14 protein-coding genes and 1 pseudogene are annotated in these 15,725 nt (G+C 38.5%); 8 read left to right on the top strand and 7 right to left on the bottom strand.

Annotated features, from left to right (window positions below; translation table 11 throughout):
- Nucleotides 1-430 precede the first annotated feature (430 nt).
- A complete protein-coding gene (locus PVK70_RS11955) occupies nucleotides 431-1,384 on the bottom strand; it encodes a GlxA family transcriptional regulator (protein WP_130048401.1) in 954 nt (317 codons plus the stop codon).
- 182 nt (nucleotides 1,385-1,566) lie between these two features.
- Here PVK70_RS11955 and lolA point away from each other — a divergent pair.
- From lolA to serS, 3 genes and pseudogenes are all read left to right on the top strand, one after another.
- Nucleotides 1,567-1,803 (top strand): annotated as a pseudogene (gene lolA / locus PVK70_RS11960) (outer membrane lipoprotein chaperone LolA); the annotation flags it as partial.
- Nucleotides 1,804-1,822: 19 nt separating this feature from the next.
- A complete protein-coding gene (locus PVK70_RS11965; RefSeq protein WP_130048402.1) occupies nucleotides 1,823-3,169 on the top strand; it encodes a replication-associated recombination protein A in 1,347 nt (448 codons plus the stop codon).
- Between the two features lie 121 nt (nucleotides 3,170-3,290).
- Nucleotides 3,291-4,598, top strand: a complete 1,308-nt coding sequence (gene serS / locus PVK70_RS11970; protein ID WP_061028376.1) for a serine--tRNA ligase — start codon at nucleotides 3,291-3,293, stop codon at nucleotides 4,596-4,598.
- Nucleotides 4,599-4,684: 86 nt separating this feature from the next.
- On the opposite strand, the gene trxC is transcribed toward serS, so the two are convergent.
- Nucleotides 4,685-5,119 carry a thioredoxin TrxC gene (gene trxC / locus PVK70_RS11975; protein ID WP_130048403.1) on the bottom strand — a complete coding sequence of 145 codons (435 nt, stop codon included), beginning with the start codon at nucleotides 5,117-5,119 and terminating at the stop codon, nucleotides 4,685-4,687.
- A gap of 142 nt (nucleotides 5,120-5,261) precedes the next feature.
- Nucleotides 5,262-5,585 (bottom strand): HI1450 family dsDNA-mimic protein, encoded by a 324-nt coding sequence (locus PVK70_RS11980; protein WP_105054367.1) that lies wholly within the window; start codon nucleotides 5,583-5,585, stop codon nucleotides 5,262-5,264.
- Between the two features lie 183 nt (nucleotides 5,586-5,768).
- Between PVK70_RS11980 and PVK70_RS11985 the strand changes: the two genes are divergently transcribed.
- On the top strand, nucleotides 5,769-7,073 hold the full coding sequence (locus PVK70_RS11985) for an inosine/guanosine kinase (protein ID WP_130048404.1): 1,305 nt from the start codon (nucleotides 5,769-5,771) through the stop codon (nucleotides 7,071-7,073).
- 82 nt (nucleotides 7,074-7,155) lie between these two features.
- Here the strand turns inward: PVK70_RS11985 and PVK70_RS11990 are convergent, their stop codons facing one another.
- Together PVK70_RS11990 and gap are read right to left on the bottom strand one after the other, a co-directional pair.
- Nucleotides 7,156-8,031, bottom strand: a complete 876-nt coding sequence (locus tag PVK70_RS11990; protein ID WP_130048405.1) for a D-hexose-6-phosphate mutarotase — start codon at nucleotides 8,029-8,031, stop codon at nucleotides 7,156-7,158.
- 187 nt (nucleotides 8,032-8,218) lie between these two features.
- Nucleotides 8,219-9,214, bottom strand: coding sequence for a type I glyceraldehyde-3-phosphate dehydrogenase (gap, locus tag PVK70_RS11995; RefSeq protein WP_130043206.1), 996 nt, complete (start codon nucleotides 9,212-9,214; stop codon nucleotides 8,219-8,221).
- Between the two features lie 334 nt (nucleotides 9,215-9,548).
- Between gap and msrB the strand changes: the two genes are divergently transcribed.
- Nucleotides 9,549-9,956, top strand: coding sequence for a peptide-methionine (R)-S-oxide reductase MsrB (msrB, locus tag PVK70_RS12000; RefSeq protein WP_130048406.1), 408 nt, complete (start codon nucleotides 9,549-9,551; stop codon nucleotides 9,954-9,956).
- A 66-nt stretch (nucleotides 9,957-10,022) separates the two neighbouring features.
- Here msrB and PVK70_RS12005 read toward each other — a convergent pair whose 3' ends face one another.
- Nucleotides 10,023-10,862 (bottom strand): DUF2989 domain-containing protein, encoded by an 840-nt coding sequence (locus PVK70_RS12005; protein WP_130048407.1) that lies wholly within the window; start codon nucleotides 10,860-10,862, stop codon nucleotides 10,023-10,025.
- 119 nt (nucleotides 10,863-10,981) lie between these two features.
- Between PVK70_RS12005 and PVK70_RS12010 the strand changes: the two genes are divergently transcribed.
- Both PVK70_RS12010 and PVK70_RS12015 read left to right on the top strand, forming a co-directional pair.
- Nucleotides 10,982-11,266 carry a YeaC family protein gene (locus PVK70_RS12010; RefSeq protein ID WP_130048408.1) on the top strand — a complete coding sequence of 95 codons (285 nt, stop codon included), beginning with the start codon at nucleotides 10,982-10,984 and terminating at the stop codon, nucleotides 11,264-11,266.
- A gap of 151 nt (nucleotides 11,267-11,417) precedes the next feature.
- Nucleotides 11,418-11,570 carry a hypothetical protein gene (locus tag PVK70_RS12015; RefSeq protein WP_165367189.1) on the top strand — a complete coding sequence of 51 codons (153 nt, stop codon included), beginning with the start codon at nucleotides 11,418-11,420 and terminating at the stop codon, nucleotides 11,568-11,570.
- Between the two features lie 46 nt (nucleotides 11,571-11,616).
- Here PVK70_RS12015 and PVK70_RS12020 read toward each other — a convergent pair whose 3' ends face one another.
- Complete coding sequence (locus PVK70_RS12020; protein WP_165367190.1) at nucleotides 11,617-12,456, bottom strand: ion transporter; 840 nt, start codon at nucleotides 12,454-12,456, stop codon at nucleotides 11,617-11,619.
- A gap of 587 nt (nucleotides 12,457-13,043) precedes the next feature.
- On the opposite strand from PVK70_RS12020, the gene adhE reads away from it, so the two are divergent.
- The gene (adhE, locus tag PVK70_RS12025; protein WP_130048410.1) at nucleotides 13,044-15,695 is read left to right on the top strand and encodes a bifunctional acetaldehyde-CoA/alcohol dehydrogenase; all 2,652 of its coding nucleotides are present in this window, start codon (nucleotides 13,044-13,046) and stop codon (nucleotides 15,693-15,695) included.
- Nucleotides 15,696-15,725: the final 30 nt, after the last annotated feature.

Below are 15,725 nucleotides of genomic sequence, written 5' to 3' on the forward strand. Positions count from 1 at the left end.
TAGTTTACCCTCATAGATTAGATGGAGATTTGATTGATGGAAATGATCATAACATTAAAAATCATGGATGTGTGATGTTGAATGGAAAGTCTATGGGTGTAAATAATATTTTTTATAATTGAGCATATAGGCTTATTAATTAATATGATGAATGTGTAGCTTTATCTGTGATAGCTCACAAAGGGATGCTGAAAAATCTATATATTTCAGTGGTATAATATAAAACTGTGGCCACTACAAAAAAGTCGTTTTAGCTTACGCTATCAAACAACTAGCCAAAACATATCAAAGTAAAGAATATTATGGCTGAACACAATTTAGAAACTTCACTTGATGGAAATATGGGCTAAAAGATAACCTAAAAATTGAATAAAAGTAAGATTAGGTCTGAGCTACTATATTTAATACTTAAAAATTGGTTAAGCAACCTTTATACTTTTTTCTTTTTTATTTCGCTAGGTAAACTATTATAATGTTTTTTCCAAAGCTTACGTAAGGAAGATGCTTGTTTAAAACCTACTTCATATGCGGCATTTACAACAGATATCCCCTCCTTGATTAAATGCCGTGCTTCTTCTAATTTCATCTTATTTATATAATCAGAGATTGTTGAACCAGTACATTCTTTAAAATTTCGTTGTAAATGACGTATGGATATATTATTCATTTTGGCAATTTCTGTCACTGTAAGTTCGGTCTTAAAATGAATGCTAATATAGTCTTCTATTGAGTGTATTAAAGGACTAATATGATTGCGTGAAATAATATGGTTAGAAATTTGAGGATCACTTGACATTCGTCTTCTGTGAACCAGCAAATCTCTAGCAACTGCAATACTAATCTGAGTAGAGTAATGTTTCTCAACTATATCCAATGATAAATCAATCGCTGCTGTAACACCTGCGCTAGTATATACATTGCCAGATTTAACGAACATAATGTCCTTCAATACCTCTGTCTCAGAAAACTGTTCAGAAAGTTTGTTGATATATGAGTGATGTGTTGTACATTTATGACCGTTGAGAATCCCTGCTTTTCCTAAGAGAAACGCACCTGTGCATATGCCCATAAATACCAGGCTTTTATTTTTAATATAATGTGAACGAAGCCAGTTAGCTGTTTGTTGGCTGACTTCGTCAGAATAAATATCGGGTTCGTAACCGGAGGCGCAGGCAATGATGATTGATTCATTGATTATGTTTGTTGGTGGATAAGTTAAATTTGTTAGATAAAGTCCTTGATGAGATGAAATTGATTTTGAAAAGCTGATATAATGTAATTTATAGTTACACCCTAATTTATTAGCTTCATCAAAAGTTTGGCATGAACTAGCTAAATCTAGTAAGTGAACATTCGATGAAATTAAAAAATATATATTTATCATAATATTTTTACTATAAGTCCTTTTGAAAATATTTGATACCGATTGAAACAACTATATTCAACAATATAGTCAAATTTACGTCAACAAACTTCGGGTACTTACTTATACTATTTTAATTAAGTAAACAAAGCAGGAATGAAGCTGAACTTTGGAGTGGTGGTATTTTTAATCTACTAATATACTACTCAATGGTTCAAAATGGTGATGCGTTTACGGTGTCTCCAAAATCTGATTCAGCAGTAAAAAGCGACTTTATTGTCAATATACAGCCATCAGGTAATGTCACTGGATTCTCTGTTGTAGAGCAAGATGGACAACGTAGTGACTTTAGTTTTACGAAATTTGAAGCGAAAAAACCAGCACAAAGTAATTTCACTTTTACTGTGCCAGAAGGTGTTGATATCGATGATCAGCGCTAATGAAAGATAAAGGATAAACGTGAGTAACTTCAGTTTAGATTTTTCAGCAGGGGACGATTTTCGTCCCCTTGCTGCTAGAATGCGGCCTCAAAATATTGAGCAATACATTGGTCAGCAGCATCTATTAGGCGTTGGTAAGCCATTGCGTCGCGCGTTAGAAGCCGGACAGATCCACTCAATGATTTTATGGGGGCCTCCTGGTACCGGTAAAACAACATTAGCGGAAGTAGCAGCTAATTATACTAATGCTGAAGTCGAGCGAGTATCGGCAGTCACATCTGGTGTAAAAGACATTCGAGCTGCAATTGAAAAAGCAAAAGAAAACCAAATCACAGGCAGAAGAACCATTATGTTTGTGGATGAGGTCCATCGCTTTAATAAAAGCCAGCAAGATGCTTTTTTGCCACATATCGAAGATGGCACGATCACCTTTATTGGCGCGACGACTGAAAACCCTTCTTTTGAACTCAATAACGCATTGTTATCGCGAGCGCGAGTCTACAAATTAAAATCATTAGAAAAACAAGATATTGTTCAGGTAATAGACCAAGCGCTTTTAGATAAAGACCGTGGCTTAAATGATGATAATTTTGTACTTCCTGATGATGTAAAATTACAACTGGCAAATTTGGTGTCGGGTGATGCTCGTATGTCACTCAATTATCTTGAGCTTCTGCATGACATGGCAGAAGAAGATCACGACGGTAAGAAAGTGGTGGACTTACCTTTATTAGCGGAAGTTGCGGGTGAAAAACTGGCGCGTTTCGATAATAAAGGGGACATGTGGTATGACTTAATCTCAGCCGTTCATAAATCCATTCGTGGTTCAAATCCGGATGCGGCACTCTATTGGACTGCGCGAATTATAGCTGCGGGTGGTGATCCACTTTATGTTGCGCGTCGTTTGCTAGCGATAGCTTCTGAAGATATAGGCAATGCTGACCCAAGAGCGATGGAAGTTGCGATGAATGCGTGGGATTGCTTTACTCGCATTGGTCCTGCTGAAGGCGAAAGAGCGATTGCTCAAGCGGTGGTTTATTTGGCATGTGCTCCTAAAAGTAATGCCGTTTATACCGCATGGAAACAAGCGCAAATGGACGCCATTAACTCACCAGATTATGATGTGCCAAACCATTTACGCAATGCCCCGACATCATTAATGAAAGACATGGGCTATGGCGCAGATTATCGTTATGCTCATGATGAGCCAAATGCGTATGCATCAGGTGAGAATTATTTTCCACCGGAAATGCAGGATCGTAAGTACTACTTTCCAACAAAACGTGGCTTAGAAACCAAAATTAGCGAAAAGCTAGAATATTTAGCCCAATTAGATCAAAACAGCACCTTAAAACGCTACCAATAAAAGATCATTTTCGGTATCTTATTCGAATCGCAATTTGGAACTGAAAATTGCACAAAATTTTATTACTCAGTGTGTTCTGTATTATTTGAATACACAATGACCATAAGGCATAGGATTACAAATGCTTGATTCAAAATTACTTCGTACAGAGCTGGATGAAACAGCAGAGAAACTGGCACGTCGTGGCTTTAAGCTAGACGTAGAGACACTTCGCAATCTTGAAGAACAACGTAAGTCCCTTCAAGTTAAAACTGAAGAGCTTCAAGCGCAGCGTAATTCCCGTTCGAAGTCCATTGGTCAAGCAAAAGCGAAGGGCGATCACGAAGAAGCAGATCGCATTATGGCTGACGTTGCAAACCTAGGCTCTGAATTAGATGAAGCAAAAGTAGCACTTGCAGATCTTCAACAACAAATCGAAACTATCGCTTTGTCTGTTCCAAACATTCCTGATGATTCAGTACCGTTTGGTAAAGATGAAGAAGAGAATGTAGAAGTATTGCGTTGGGGTAACCCTCTAGCGTATGACTTTGAAGTAAAAGATCATGTTGAGCTTGGTGAAATGGCTGATGGCCTTGATTTTGCGAGCGCAGTTAAAATCTCTGGTTCTCGTTTTATCGTAATGAAAGGTCAATTTGCGCGTCTTCACCGTGCGCTTTCACAATTCATGCTTGATCTTCATACAGAAGAACACGGTTACATGGAAATGTACGTACCTTACTTAGTAAACCACGATAGCCTATATGGTACGGGTCAATTACCTAAGTTTGGTGAAGATCTATTCCACACAAGCCCATTAACAGAGCAAGTGAGTGATGTTCCTCTTAAGATGCTATCACTTATCCCAACAGCTGAAGTTCCAGTAACAAATATGGTTCGTGACACAATTACTGAAGAAGCTGATTTACCTCTGAAAATGACGGCTCACACACCATGTTTCCGTTCTGAAGCGGGTTCTTACGGTCGTGATACTCGTGGCCTTATCCGTATGCACCAATTCGACAAAGTTGAATTAGTTCAAATTACGAAACCAGAAGATTCAATGGCAGCGCTTGAAGAGCTAACAGGTCATGCTGAGAAAGTACTTCAACTTCTAGAGCTTCCATACCGTAAAGTAGTGCTTTGTACAGGTGATATGGGCTTCGGTTCTCGTAAAACTTACGATTTAGAAGTATGGGTTCCAGCACAAGAAACGTACCGTGAGATCTCTTCTTGTTCAAACATGTGGGATTTCCAAGCTCGTCGTATGCAAGCGCGTTTCCGTCGTCAAGGCGAGAAGAAACCAGAATTAGTTCACACACTGAACGGTTCAGGTCTTGCAGTAGGTCGTACAATGGTTGCTATCCTAGAGAACTTCCAACAAGCTGATGGTAAGATTGCTATCCCTGAAGTACTACGTAAGTACATGAACGGTGTAGAATTCATCGGTTAATCTGTTCTATAACATAGACTAGATAAACATTAAAAAGCCGCTGTATGTTAAGTCATACAGCGGCTTTTGTTTGTCTGCTATTTACATTATTTAAGCAGTGCTTGATTTAGCCACTGATCAAATTGACCTTTTGGTAATGCACCATTAATCATATCTACACGTTGGCCATTCTTAAAGACCATGATCGTAGGGATAGAGCGGATCTGATATTGTGCGGCAATTTGTTGTTGGGCTTCCGTATTTACTTTTACACAGCGAATTTGGCCATTGCGTTCGGCAGCAACGTCTTCAAATACCGGAGAGAATCCAACGCATGGATTACACCACGGGGCCCAGAAGTCGATAACAACAGGTTTATCACTATTCATTAAAGCAGCAAGATTATCAGTGGTACCTTCTAGCGGCTTTCCATCTAATAGGTGTTCTTTACAGCGACCACACGTAGCCGTGTCATTAATGCGTTCAATAGGAAGGCGGTTGAGTCCATTGCATGATGGGCATCTAGATTGAAATTGAGACATGGTATTCCTTTATTATTTTCTGCAATAAGCAGTTTGTGAGCATAAAGAAATAATGGGGGTGTAAAGTAAGAGATTCAATGAGAGAGGATAATAAAAAAGGAGCAAATGAATGCTCCTTAGTCGTTAAAGACGAACGATAAAATTAATCACGTTTCCATAACATGTGGCAGAATTTGTGTTCAGGATCACGACTGACTAGCATACGAGCAAATACATCATCCAATACGTCTGATTCTTCATTGACTAAGCCAATGAGAACTTCCGCGTATACTTCGCCATCAACTTCAAAGCCAACGTGTCCAGCCCAATCATCACGAGTATCAACAACTTCAGCAGCGCCGCGATCATCAAATTGTAGAGTAAATAATGCAACATCAGCTGGTTCAAGGTTGTCTTGAGCCATTTCAAGGAAAATATCGTAAGCGACTTCGATTACGTCATCATAGCTAATTAGTTCAGTTGTCATGGTGGTTACCTTTAAAAAATACACAGATAAATTATCATGAATGGTCTTAGTAAGGCTAGAAGTATAAACAAATAGAAAGGGCAAACGTTTGCCTTTCATTGAGGCTAATATCAGTAGTTGCGGCAGAGTTATTGAGCGGCTAAACTTCGCACTTCTTCCATTAGCCAGTTGAATGATTATTTTATGAAATTTCCAGGTCAGCGTAAATCCAAGCATTATTTTCCAGTTCACGCTCGTGATCCATTAGTTAGCCAAGCTCAAGAAACCAAAAAAATGTCGCGTACGCACATTATCGGTATTGATCAAACGTTAGTGGATATTGAAGCTCGAATTGACGATGCTTTTATTGAGAAGTATGGCTTGAGTAAAGGACACTCACTGGTTATCGATAATGATAAAGCGGAAATGCTTTATAATGAGCTTAAAGATAACAACATGATCACCAACGAATTCGCTGGTGGTACGATTGGTAATACACTTCACAACTATTCAGTACTCGCTGATGATAAATCAACTCTGTTAGGTGTGATGAGTGAAGACATTCATATTGGTAGCTATTCATATCGCTACTTATGTAATACGTCTAGCCGAATGGATTTGAACTACCTTCAACCTGTTCCGGGTGCGATTGGACGCTGTTTTGCACTTATTAGTCAAGACGGTGAACGCACGTTTGCGATCAGCGAAGGCGATATGAACCAGCTTCGTTCAGAAAGTATTCCAGAGAAAATCTTTAAAAACGCATCTGCGTTAGTACTGACAGCTTATTTAGTTCGTTGTAAAGATGGTGATCCAATGCCAGAAGCAACAATGAAAGCGATTGAGTACGCTAAAAAATATGATGTACCAGTGGTGTTGACCATGGGTACTAAATTTGTGGTTCAAGATGATCCACAATACTGGCGTGATTTCTTAAACGATCATGTAACCGTTGTTGCTATGAATGAAGAAGAAGGTGAAGCCCTTACAGGCGCATCAGATCCTCTAGAAGCAGCAGATAAAGCACTTGAGTGGGTTGATCTTGTATTATGTACTGCGGGCCCTGTAGGGCTTTATATGGCAGGTTATACAGAGGATGAAGCGAAGCGTGAGACTTCATTACCATTACTTCCAGGTACTATTCCAGAATTTAACCAATTTGAGTTTAGCCGTCCTGCAATTAAAGACAGCTGTGAAAATCCAATGAAGGTGTATTCCCATATCTCACCATACATGGGCGGCCCTGAAAAAATCAAGAATACCAATGGGGCAGGCGATGGTGCATTGTCGGCTTTATTACATGATATGGCAGCAAACCATTATCACCGTAATAATGTGCCTAATTCAAGTAAGCATCAGCACTCATACCTAACATACTCTTCGTTTTCTCAAGTATGTAAGTACTCAAACCGTGTAAGCTTTGAAGTATTAGCGCAACATTCACCACGTTTATCTCGTGGTTTACCAGAACGTGAAGATTCGTTAGAAGAGTCGTACTGGGAAAGATAATTTCAGCATCTGCTTACTATTAAAATAGATGATATAAAAAACGGAAGCCTTAGTGCTTCCGTTTTTGTTTCTGGCTTTAAGATTAAGCGTTAATTGTTGTACTTAACACAAATGATTCATTAGGTTGAATTACTTTAGCTGTTTCTAGACTTGCAGCATGATAGGTTGATTCAACACACACCATCGTTTGATAACCATCATTGTTCATGTCACCCATAGATTCAGCGCCTTCAGCCCACGGATTCCAGATAACCGCGGCATTGTGCCCTGAATTAGTAACAGACAATGTACGTTGTGTATCAGAGATTAGGACGGTATTTTCTGGCTGAGTGTAAACACGGTCAACCGCCGCATTAATTGATAATGTATCACCGCCCGAACATACTTTCCCTTCCAGTAAGCCATCAATATAGCTTGATCCCATACCGGTAATTGTTGTGGTGTTAATATCAGCAACATTTAGGTACGTGTGTAATGCTCCTGAGCAGTTCCACGCTTTATCATCTGTATTTTTTGCATCAAGAGTAATCGTTAGCTGATCGCCAATTTCTACTGTTAAGCGAGCTTCAAATTCAAATGGCCAAATAGTTTTGGTTTCTTCTGAAGCTTCTAAACCAAGAACCACCATCACCCCATTTTCGTTTTCACGGTGTTCTATTAATGTCCAAGTACTATTGCGAGCAAAGCCGTGGGCAGGGTTAGCGATACGGCCAAACCAAGGCCAGCAAACAGGTACACCACCGCGAATGGCTTTTTCAGGGTTAAAGATAGCTTCTTTACTCATCCAGATAAGGTCATCTTGGCCTTTTGGAGTGAAAGACAGTACATGTGCACCATGTAATGAAATAGCCGCTTCTGCTTTGTCATGAATAATGCGTACGATCTTAACATCATCAAGTTGAGCAATAGTAACGCTATCAGATAACACACTGATGGTTGGAAGGTGAGTAATGTTCATGGATAACTCCTAAAATAATAAATACATATTCTTTTTCAGGTAGGAATAGCGGAATAATGTTCGAGAAAAGGAATAGGTACTTTTGTTTAAATAACAGGTACAAAAAAGGCGACAATTAAGTCGCCTTTCATTCTTAAAAGATACAAAACCTTTTAAGTTAGCTTTCAAAGAAAGTCTATACTAATGCTTACTTAGAGATGTGAGCGATTAGGTCAAGAACTTTGTTTGAGTAACCGATTTCGTTGTCGTACCAAGATACAACTTTAACGAATTTGTCAGTTAGAGCAACACCAGCTGCAGCATCAAATACTGAAGTTTGTGTTTCGCCGATGAAGTCTTGAGAAACAACAGCTTCGTCTGTGTAACCTAGAACGCCAGCAAGCTCGCCTTCAGATGCTTCTTTCATAGCAGCACAGATAGCTTCGTAAGATGCAGCAGTTTTTAGGTTAACTGTTAGGTCAACTACAGAAACGTTAGCAGTTGGTACACGGAAAGCCATACCAGTTAGAAGGCCGTTTAGTTCAGGAAGAACAACGCCTACAGCTTTAGCAGCACCAGTTGAAGATGGGATGATGTTTTGAGAAGCACCACGGCCACCACGCCAGTCTTTAGCAGAAGGACCATCTACAGTTTTTTGAGTTGCTGTAGTAGCGTGAACTGTAGTCATAAGACCAGATTCGATACCGAACTTGTCGTTAAGAACTTTAGCAACAGGTGCTAGACAGTTAGTAGTACAAGAAGCGTTAGAAACGATATCTTGACCAGCGTAAGAAGCGTGGTTAACGCCCATTACGAACATTGGAGTAGCGTCTTTAGAAGGACCAGTTAAAACTACTTTTTTCGCGCCAGCAGTGATGTGCTTACGAGCAGTTTCGTCGTCTAGGAAAAGACCAGTAGCTTCAGCTACAACGTCAACGTTGATTGCATCCCACTTAAGATCTTCAGGGTTACGCTCAGCAGTTACACGTACAGTTTTGCCGTTTACTACTAGGTTACCGTCTACAACTTCAACTGTACCGTTGAAACGGCCGTGAGTTGAATCGTACTTAAGCATGTAAGCCATGTATTCAACGTCGATAAGATCGTTAATACCAACAACTTCGATGTCGTTGCGCTCTACAGATGCACGGAAAACAAAACGTCCAATACGGCCAAAACCGTTAATACCTACTTTGATAGTCATTATAGTTGCTCCACAACTTAAATTTGAATTTCAGGTTTAAATTAACTGGTAGTAAAATTACAAAATCCTGAGCCAACCTGCAAGTAAAAATGCCATTTATATTGTTTAAAATCAAAAAATAGACCATATTCTGTTAACATAAAGAAAAATTCTTACGTAATTTATAGAAAATCTGGTCATTTAATAACCTTGATGACATGTTATGAAAAATAGTGACATAACTATTAACGCCATTTTACTAGGTTGCTGTAAAATTACTTTAGCAAATTATGTGCTACAAAGGTGAGTAGAAGCAAGGTTTAATTTAAATAAGTCTTAGGGGGTAGAATTTCAAATGGACAAATCAAAACAGTTTTCAGAATTTACAGAAGCAGATTGGCAAGAGAGTTTGACCCAAGAAGAGTTTGATATTTGTAGAAAACAAGGTACTGAAGCACCTTTTTCAGGAAAGCTGTTACATAATAAATCAACAGGGGATTATAACTGTACCTGTTGCCAAACTATTTTATTTGTTTCTGAGAATAAATACGATTCTGGATGTGGTTGGCCAAGCTTTGATGCTCCTGTGAATGAGCAAGTGATTCGCTATATTGAAGATAGTAGCCATGGTATGAAAAGAACAGAGATCCGTTGCCGTCAATGCGATAGTCATTTAGGTCATGTATTTAACGATGGTCCTAAAACAACAGGTGAGCGTTTTTGTGTTAATTCTGTATCACTGCGTTTTAATGATAAAAGCTAGCAGAAAAAATTATAGGCTAGCTTTAATATAATAAAAGGAGCACTGAGCTCCTTTTTTATTTCTGAATTACTTTTTAACTTGAACTGGTAGTAAAGAGGGGTGGAAGTTTTGCGCTTCAATACTTTTTGTTATTGTTTCACTGCTTTTTAGTAATGTTTCTTTTTCTTCCGCTGTAAATTGATACAGTAACTCCAATTGTTTTTCTGAAGCCACTTGTAGTTGAAATTCTTTACCTACTAAAGCCCAAATATACGCATGCTTTTTATTACCTTCTTTATGGTTAATACTCGCAAGCGATTTAATGATTATTGAGTGTAATTCATTTTCATAATCTTTCTCTGTTAGTAACTCTAATGAATGATTAAGAATTAGGATGGTTTTATTCCCATCACGTTGCGTATAAAAAGTGGCAAGTGCGTATTGTAACTCGGCAGATTCTAATGCTTTCGTTCCTTCTAATTGTAAAAATTCACGCAGTGCTTTTTTATCTCCAGTTGTCCAGCGATAAAAAAGAACCTTTGGTTCTGTAGAAGTTTGAAGCTCTAAAGATAAAGCATCAATAGCATCATAAGTATGAAGTAGAGCTTCAGAGCGTTTGGTTTTAATCTCTTTAGCGGTAATCGGTTCAATTTGTGCTGCGGAGGTTAAGCATTTCTGATATTCATACGTTGCTTTAACTGTATTTAATTTATCAAGATCACTTTGACTCTTTAATACTTCAAAACGACTCAATATAAGAGCTTCTCTTTGGTTCAAGCATTGGCCATCACGCATATTTAATTGTTGGCACTGTAAGTTTGCATGCTCTTCACATAATTGTTCTGTTGTCGGTTTTGAATCAAAACAGCCTGATACTAAAAGAGTAGCAAGCGCCACTAAGGTAAATCGTTGAGTCGTTAAAAGCATGATGATCCTATAGAAAGAAAAAGAGGAAACGTGATCTATTACACCAATTTATCGGCAGTATGTTGACTAACATTAATCAAAAGATATGGTTTCTGAGTTGCTAATATAGGGAATAAACAATGGATATTAATAAATTACTAGAATCGATGACACCAGAAGTATTTCAAAATTTGCAATATGCTGTCGAAACAGGAAAGTGGCATAATGGTACGCCGTTATCTCAAGAGCAAAGAAGTACCTGTATGCAAGCAATGATGTTGTACCAATCAATGCATAATAAAGAAGCTCAACATATGACGGTTGCGGAAGGTGGTGAAATTAGTTTTAAATCAAAAGCAGAACTTAAAAAGCAATTTTCAAAAGGGCAAGAAGATATCGTCCGAGTTAACGTATCATCAGAATAAGTGACAACACTTCCCGTCGTCTCCTTTTTGAGAGTAATATCTTAGTGGTGAGAATATTAATGCCACATTGGTCCCAAAAAAAATCTATAAAATTGTCGATAAGCAGCAACTCAAGTACATTATCGACAATTTCGTAAATTAGATAAGTGGTATGATGAAAAAAACAAAAGGACAAGTTTTAACTAAGTTTGCAGCATTTGCTGCTGTATTCATACTACTTGCCGTTATTGCGGCACCTAAGTTTCTTAATAGTGGTTCTGTAAACAATACATCACAAGGTTCTCTAACCTTATATTCAGAATAAAACTATCGCAATGCTTACAGAGTCTTGAACGCTGTAAGCTTTTCCTCTATTTTACGCTCGTCACTCTATCATGAGGTGCAGGTAATTCACTTCCACAGTGTTTACAATGCATTGCATCAGATTCATGCCCTCCTTTTACACAATTTGGACAACGTACTAGATCTCTGTGCGCGTTCATTTCTTGGTTCAATTCTGCAGTAATAATCCCAGTTGGTACGGCAAGAATCGAATAACCTAATAACATTGTCAATGAAGCTACAGCTTTACCCAGTGCTGTATGCGGAACCAAATCACCATAGCCCACTGTCGTAATGGTTACAATTGCCCAATAGATGCTTTGGGGAATGCTAGTAAACCCATTTTCAGGCCCTTCAATAACGAACATTAGCGATCCAAATACAGAAACTAAAATAGCCACAGTACTAAAAAAGATGAAGATTTTTCTTTTTGCCATCAACAGTGAGCGTAAAAGAATGTTGGAATCTTGTAAGTAGCGAACTAACTTCAAAATTCTAAATATTCTCATTACACGTAAGAGACGAATGATAGCGATGTAGCTTGCGCTTGGAAAAAACAATGCTAGATAAGTTGGTAGTATTGCGAGAAGGTCAATAACACCATAAAAACTTTTCGCATAAGAGCTAGGTTTTGGTGAGCAATACAATCGTAAAATGTATTCGATAGTGAATATAGCAGTAAAAATATACTCTAATCGCCATAACCACTCACCATATATGGCATTGACTGAACTTATCGAATCTAAGATTAATGTTGCTTGAGAGGTAAGGATTAGTACGATCAATGCGATGTCAAATCGCTTCCCACCTTTAGTATGTGTGCCAAATATCGTTGCATATAAATAATGTTTAAGGCGTTTTGTATTCATGATTAATTTTTGTACTTAATGATGGGCTCTCTTTTATTAAGAATAATAAAAAAACAGTCTACTCTCTAGTACAAGTTTAAATCGTATTTATTTTATAGAAGGTAAAAGAGTCGTAATATTTACAATTAAGTGATCTAGAGCAACTTATTTAATGCATAAACGATGTGAATCTGAGCGGAGATATACTACTCTTTAGTGGCACGAAGATTTCGCCATAATTTGTCATTTTTGGCCTTGATTATGTAACTTTATTACAACTTACATTTTTCGTAATGAGAGTTTTGTCATTAGCTATCATTTTGAAGTTGGTCATAAATGGAGTTAACTATGTGATCTAAATCGTATTTATACTGTGCTATCCGTTAGGAGTAAGACGAAAGTGGTAAATAAATTCTCATAACTGATCTGAATCAATACTTTTCAAATTGTGAAAGAATATAATCAGTTTTGAAAGCAATTTACTAAGAAGTTAAAGCAGGATTACCCGAAAATTGGTTGAGCTTAACTGCAAAAAAGGATGAAAAAGCAGAATCCTTACTAAATAGTTTTTAATGAATTTTATAGTTTTTATTTTTAGGAGAAACAATATGCCTGTAACTAATTTAGCTGAACTTGATGCTCTAGTAGCACGCGTTAAAGCGGCGCAAAAAGAATTTGCGAACTTTCCACAAGAGAAAGTTGATGAAATCTTCCGTGCAGCGTCTCTAGCAGCTTCAACAGCTCGTATTGAACTAGCAAAAATGGCAGCAACTGAATCTGGCATGGGTATCATGGAAGATAAAGTTATCAAAAACCACTTTGCTTCTGAGTTTATTTATAATAAATACAAAGACGAGCTAACGTGTGGCATCATCGACCGTAACGATGAAGGCGGCACAATCACTATTGCTGAACCTCTAGGTATTGTTTGTGCAATCGTTCCAACGACAAACCCTACTTCAACAGCAATCTTTAAAGCGTTAATCTGTCTTAAAACTCGTAACGGTTGTATCTTCTCTCCACACCCACGCGCTAAAAATGCAACTAACTACGCTGCTAAAGTAGTATTAGATGCAGCAATTAAAGCGGGTGCACCAAAAGACATCATTGGTTGGATTGACCAACCATCTGTTGAATTGTCAAATACATTAATGAAACATGACGACATCAACATGATCCTTGCTACTGGCGGTCCAGGCATGGTTAAAGCGGCTTACTCTTCAGGTAAACCTGCAATCGGTGTTGGCGCGGGTAATACACCTGTAGTTATCGACGAAACTGCTGATATCAAACGTGCTGTTTCTTCTATCCTAATGTCTAAAACATTCGATAACGGTGTTATTTGTGCTTCTGAGCAAGCGGCAATCGTTGTTGAATCTATTTACGATGAAGTTAAAGCTCGTTTCGCTAAATACGGCGCGGTTGTTCTAAACAAAGAAGACGCAAATAAAGTACGTAAAGTACTGCTTATTGATGGCGCACTTAACGCTAACATCGTTGGCCAACCAGCATACAAAATCGCTGAGTTAGCAAATGTTAAAGTACCTACATCTACTAAAATTCTTATCGGTGAAGGCTTAGAAGCTTCATGGGATGACGAATTTGCTCATGAGAAACTATCTCCAACATTAGGTCTATTCAAAGCGAAAGACTTTGAAGATGCAGTACGTCAAGCGGGCATCGTATTAGACATAGGCGGTGTTGGTCATACTTCAGTACTTTACACTGACCAAGATAACAACGAAGAGCGTATCGCGTACTTCGGTGACAAAATGAAAACTGCTCGTATTCTTGTGAATACACCAGCATCTCAAGGTGGTATCGGTGACCTTTACAACTTTGAATTAGCACCTTCACTAACGTTAGGTTGTGGTTCTTGGGGTGGTAACGCTATCTCTGAAAACGTAGGTCCTAAGCACCTTATCAACAAGAAAATTGTAGCTAAGCGAGCAGAAAATATGTTGTGGCATAAACTACCAAAATCTATCTACTTCCGTCGCGGTTGTTTACCAATTGCAATGACTGACCTTGAAGGTAAAAAACGTGCATTAATCGTTACTGACCGTTTCTTATTCAACAACGGTTACATCGATGACCTACGCTCAATCTTAAAAGAGAAAGGCATGGAAGTTGAAGTGTTCCATGAAGTAGAAGCAGATCCAACATTAGCAGTAGTTAAAGCCGGTGCTGAAGCATGTGCAAGCTACCAACCTGATGTTATCTTAGCGGTTGGTGGTGGTTCACCAATGGATGCTGCGAAAATCATGTGGGTAATGTACGAGCACCCAGAAACTGATTTCGAAGACCTATCTATGCGATTTATGGATATCCGTAAACGTATTTACAAGTTCCCTAAAATGGGTCAAAAAGCTGAACTAGTATGTATCACAACGACTTCTGGTACAGGTTCTGAAGTTACACCATTTGCTGTTGTAACTGATGAAAAAACGGGTCAAAAATACCCATTAGCAGATTACGAACTAACGCCAAACATGGCTGTTGTTGATGCTAACCTTGTAATGGATATGCCTAAGTCTTTATGTGCATTCGGTGGTTACGATGCAGTAACTCACGCATTAGAAGCTTACGTTTCTGTTCTTGCAAACGAATACTCAGACGGTCACGCTCTGCAATCACTTAAGATGCTTAAAGAGTACTTACCAAGCTCTTACGCTAACGGTAAGAAAGATCCAATCGCTCGTGAGAAAGTACACAATGCAGCAACAATCGCTGGTATGTCTTTTGCGCAGTCTTTCCTAGGTGTGTGTCACTCAATGGCGCATAAATTAGGTGCAGAATTCCACATTCCACACGGTCTTGCTAACGCGTTATTAATTGCTAACACAGTACGTTTTAATGCGACTAACAACCCAACTAAACAAGCTGCTTTCTCTCAGTACGACCGTCCTAAAGCACGTGCTCGTTACGCTGAAATTGCAGAGCATTTAGGTTACCGTGAAGGTAATACTGAAACGAAAGTTAATGCATTACTTGGTTGGTTAGAAGAGCTTAAAATTGCACTGGATATCCCAATGTCAATTCAAGCGGCTGGCGTTAACGAAGCTGAATTCATGGCAAAAGTGGATTCAATTGCTGAAGATGCGTTTGATGACCAATGTACAGGTGCTAACCCACGTTACCCATTGATCAAAGAGCTTAAAGAAGTATTAATCGCTTCTTACTACGGTACGGCTTACGCTGACGTAATCGACGCACCAGAAGTGAAAGCAGAAGCAAAAGCGAAAAAAGCAAAGAAATAATTCGAAGCTAACAGGCTAAAGTATTTTCAC

Source organism: Aliivibrio sp. A6 (assembly GCF_028765505.1).
GTDB classification, from domain to species: domain Bacteria; phylum Pseudomonadota; class Gammaproteobacteria; order Enterobacterales; family Vibrionaceae; genus Aliivibrio; species Aliivibrio finisterrensis_A.

Bases quoted from the DNA above. Each gene is read 5' to 3' on its own strand.
- PVK70_RS11955 (WP_130048401.1), bottom strand. From the start codon at position 1,384: ATGATAAATATATATTTTTTAATTTCATCGAATGTTCACTTACTAGAT.
- serS (WP_061028376.1), top strand. From the start codon at position 3,291: ATGCTTGATTCAAAATTACTTCGTACAGAGCTGGATGAAACAGCAGAG.
- trxC (WP_130048403.1), bottom strand. From the start codon at position 5,119: ATGTCTCAATTTCAATCTAGATGCCCATCATGCAATGGACTCAACCGC.
- PVK70_RS11980 (WP_105054367.1), bottom strand. From the start codon at position 5,585: ATGACAACTGAACTAATTAGCTATGATGACGTAATCGAAGTCGCTTAC.
- PVK70_RS11985 (WP_130048404.1), top strand. From the start codon at position 5,769: ATGAAATTTCCAGGTCAGCGTAAATCCAAGCATTATTTTCCAGTTCAC.
- PVK70_RS11990 (WP_130048405.1), bottom strand. From the start codon at position 8,031: ATGAACATTACTCACCTTCCAACCATCAGTGTGTTATCTGATAGCGTT.
- gap (WP_130043206.1), bottom strand. From the start codon at position 9,214: ATGACTATCAAAGTAGGTATTAACGGTTTTGGCCGTATTGGACGTTTT.
- msrB (WP_130048406.1), top strand. From the start codon at position 9,549: ATGGACAAATCAAAACAGTTTTCAGAATTTACAGAAGCAGATTGGCAA.
- PVK70_RS12005 (WP_130048407.1), bottom strand. From the start codon at position 10,862: ATGCTTTTAACGACTCAACGATTTACCTTAGTGGCGCTTGCTACTCTT.
- PVK70_RS12010 (WP_130048408.1), top strand. From the start codon at position 10,982: ATGGATATTAATAAATTACTAGAATCGATGACACCAGAAGTATTTCAA.
- PVK70_RS12015 (WP_165367189.1), top strand. From the start codon at position 11,418: ATGATGAAAAAAACAAAAGGACAAGTTTTAACTAAGTTTGCAGCATTT.
- PVK70_RS12020 (WP_165367190.1), bottom strand. From the start codon at position 12,456: ATGAATACAAAACGCCTTAAACATTATTTATATGCAACGATATTTGGC.
- adhE (WP_130048410.1), top strand. From the start codon at position 13,044: ATGCCTGTAACTAATTTAGCTGAACTTGATGCTCTAGTAGCACGCGTT.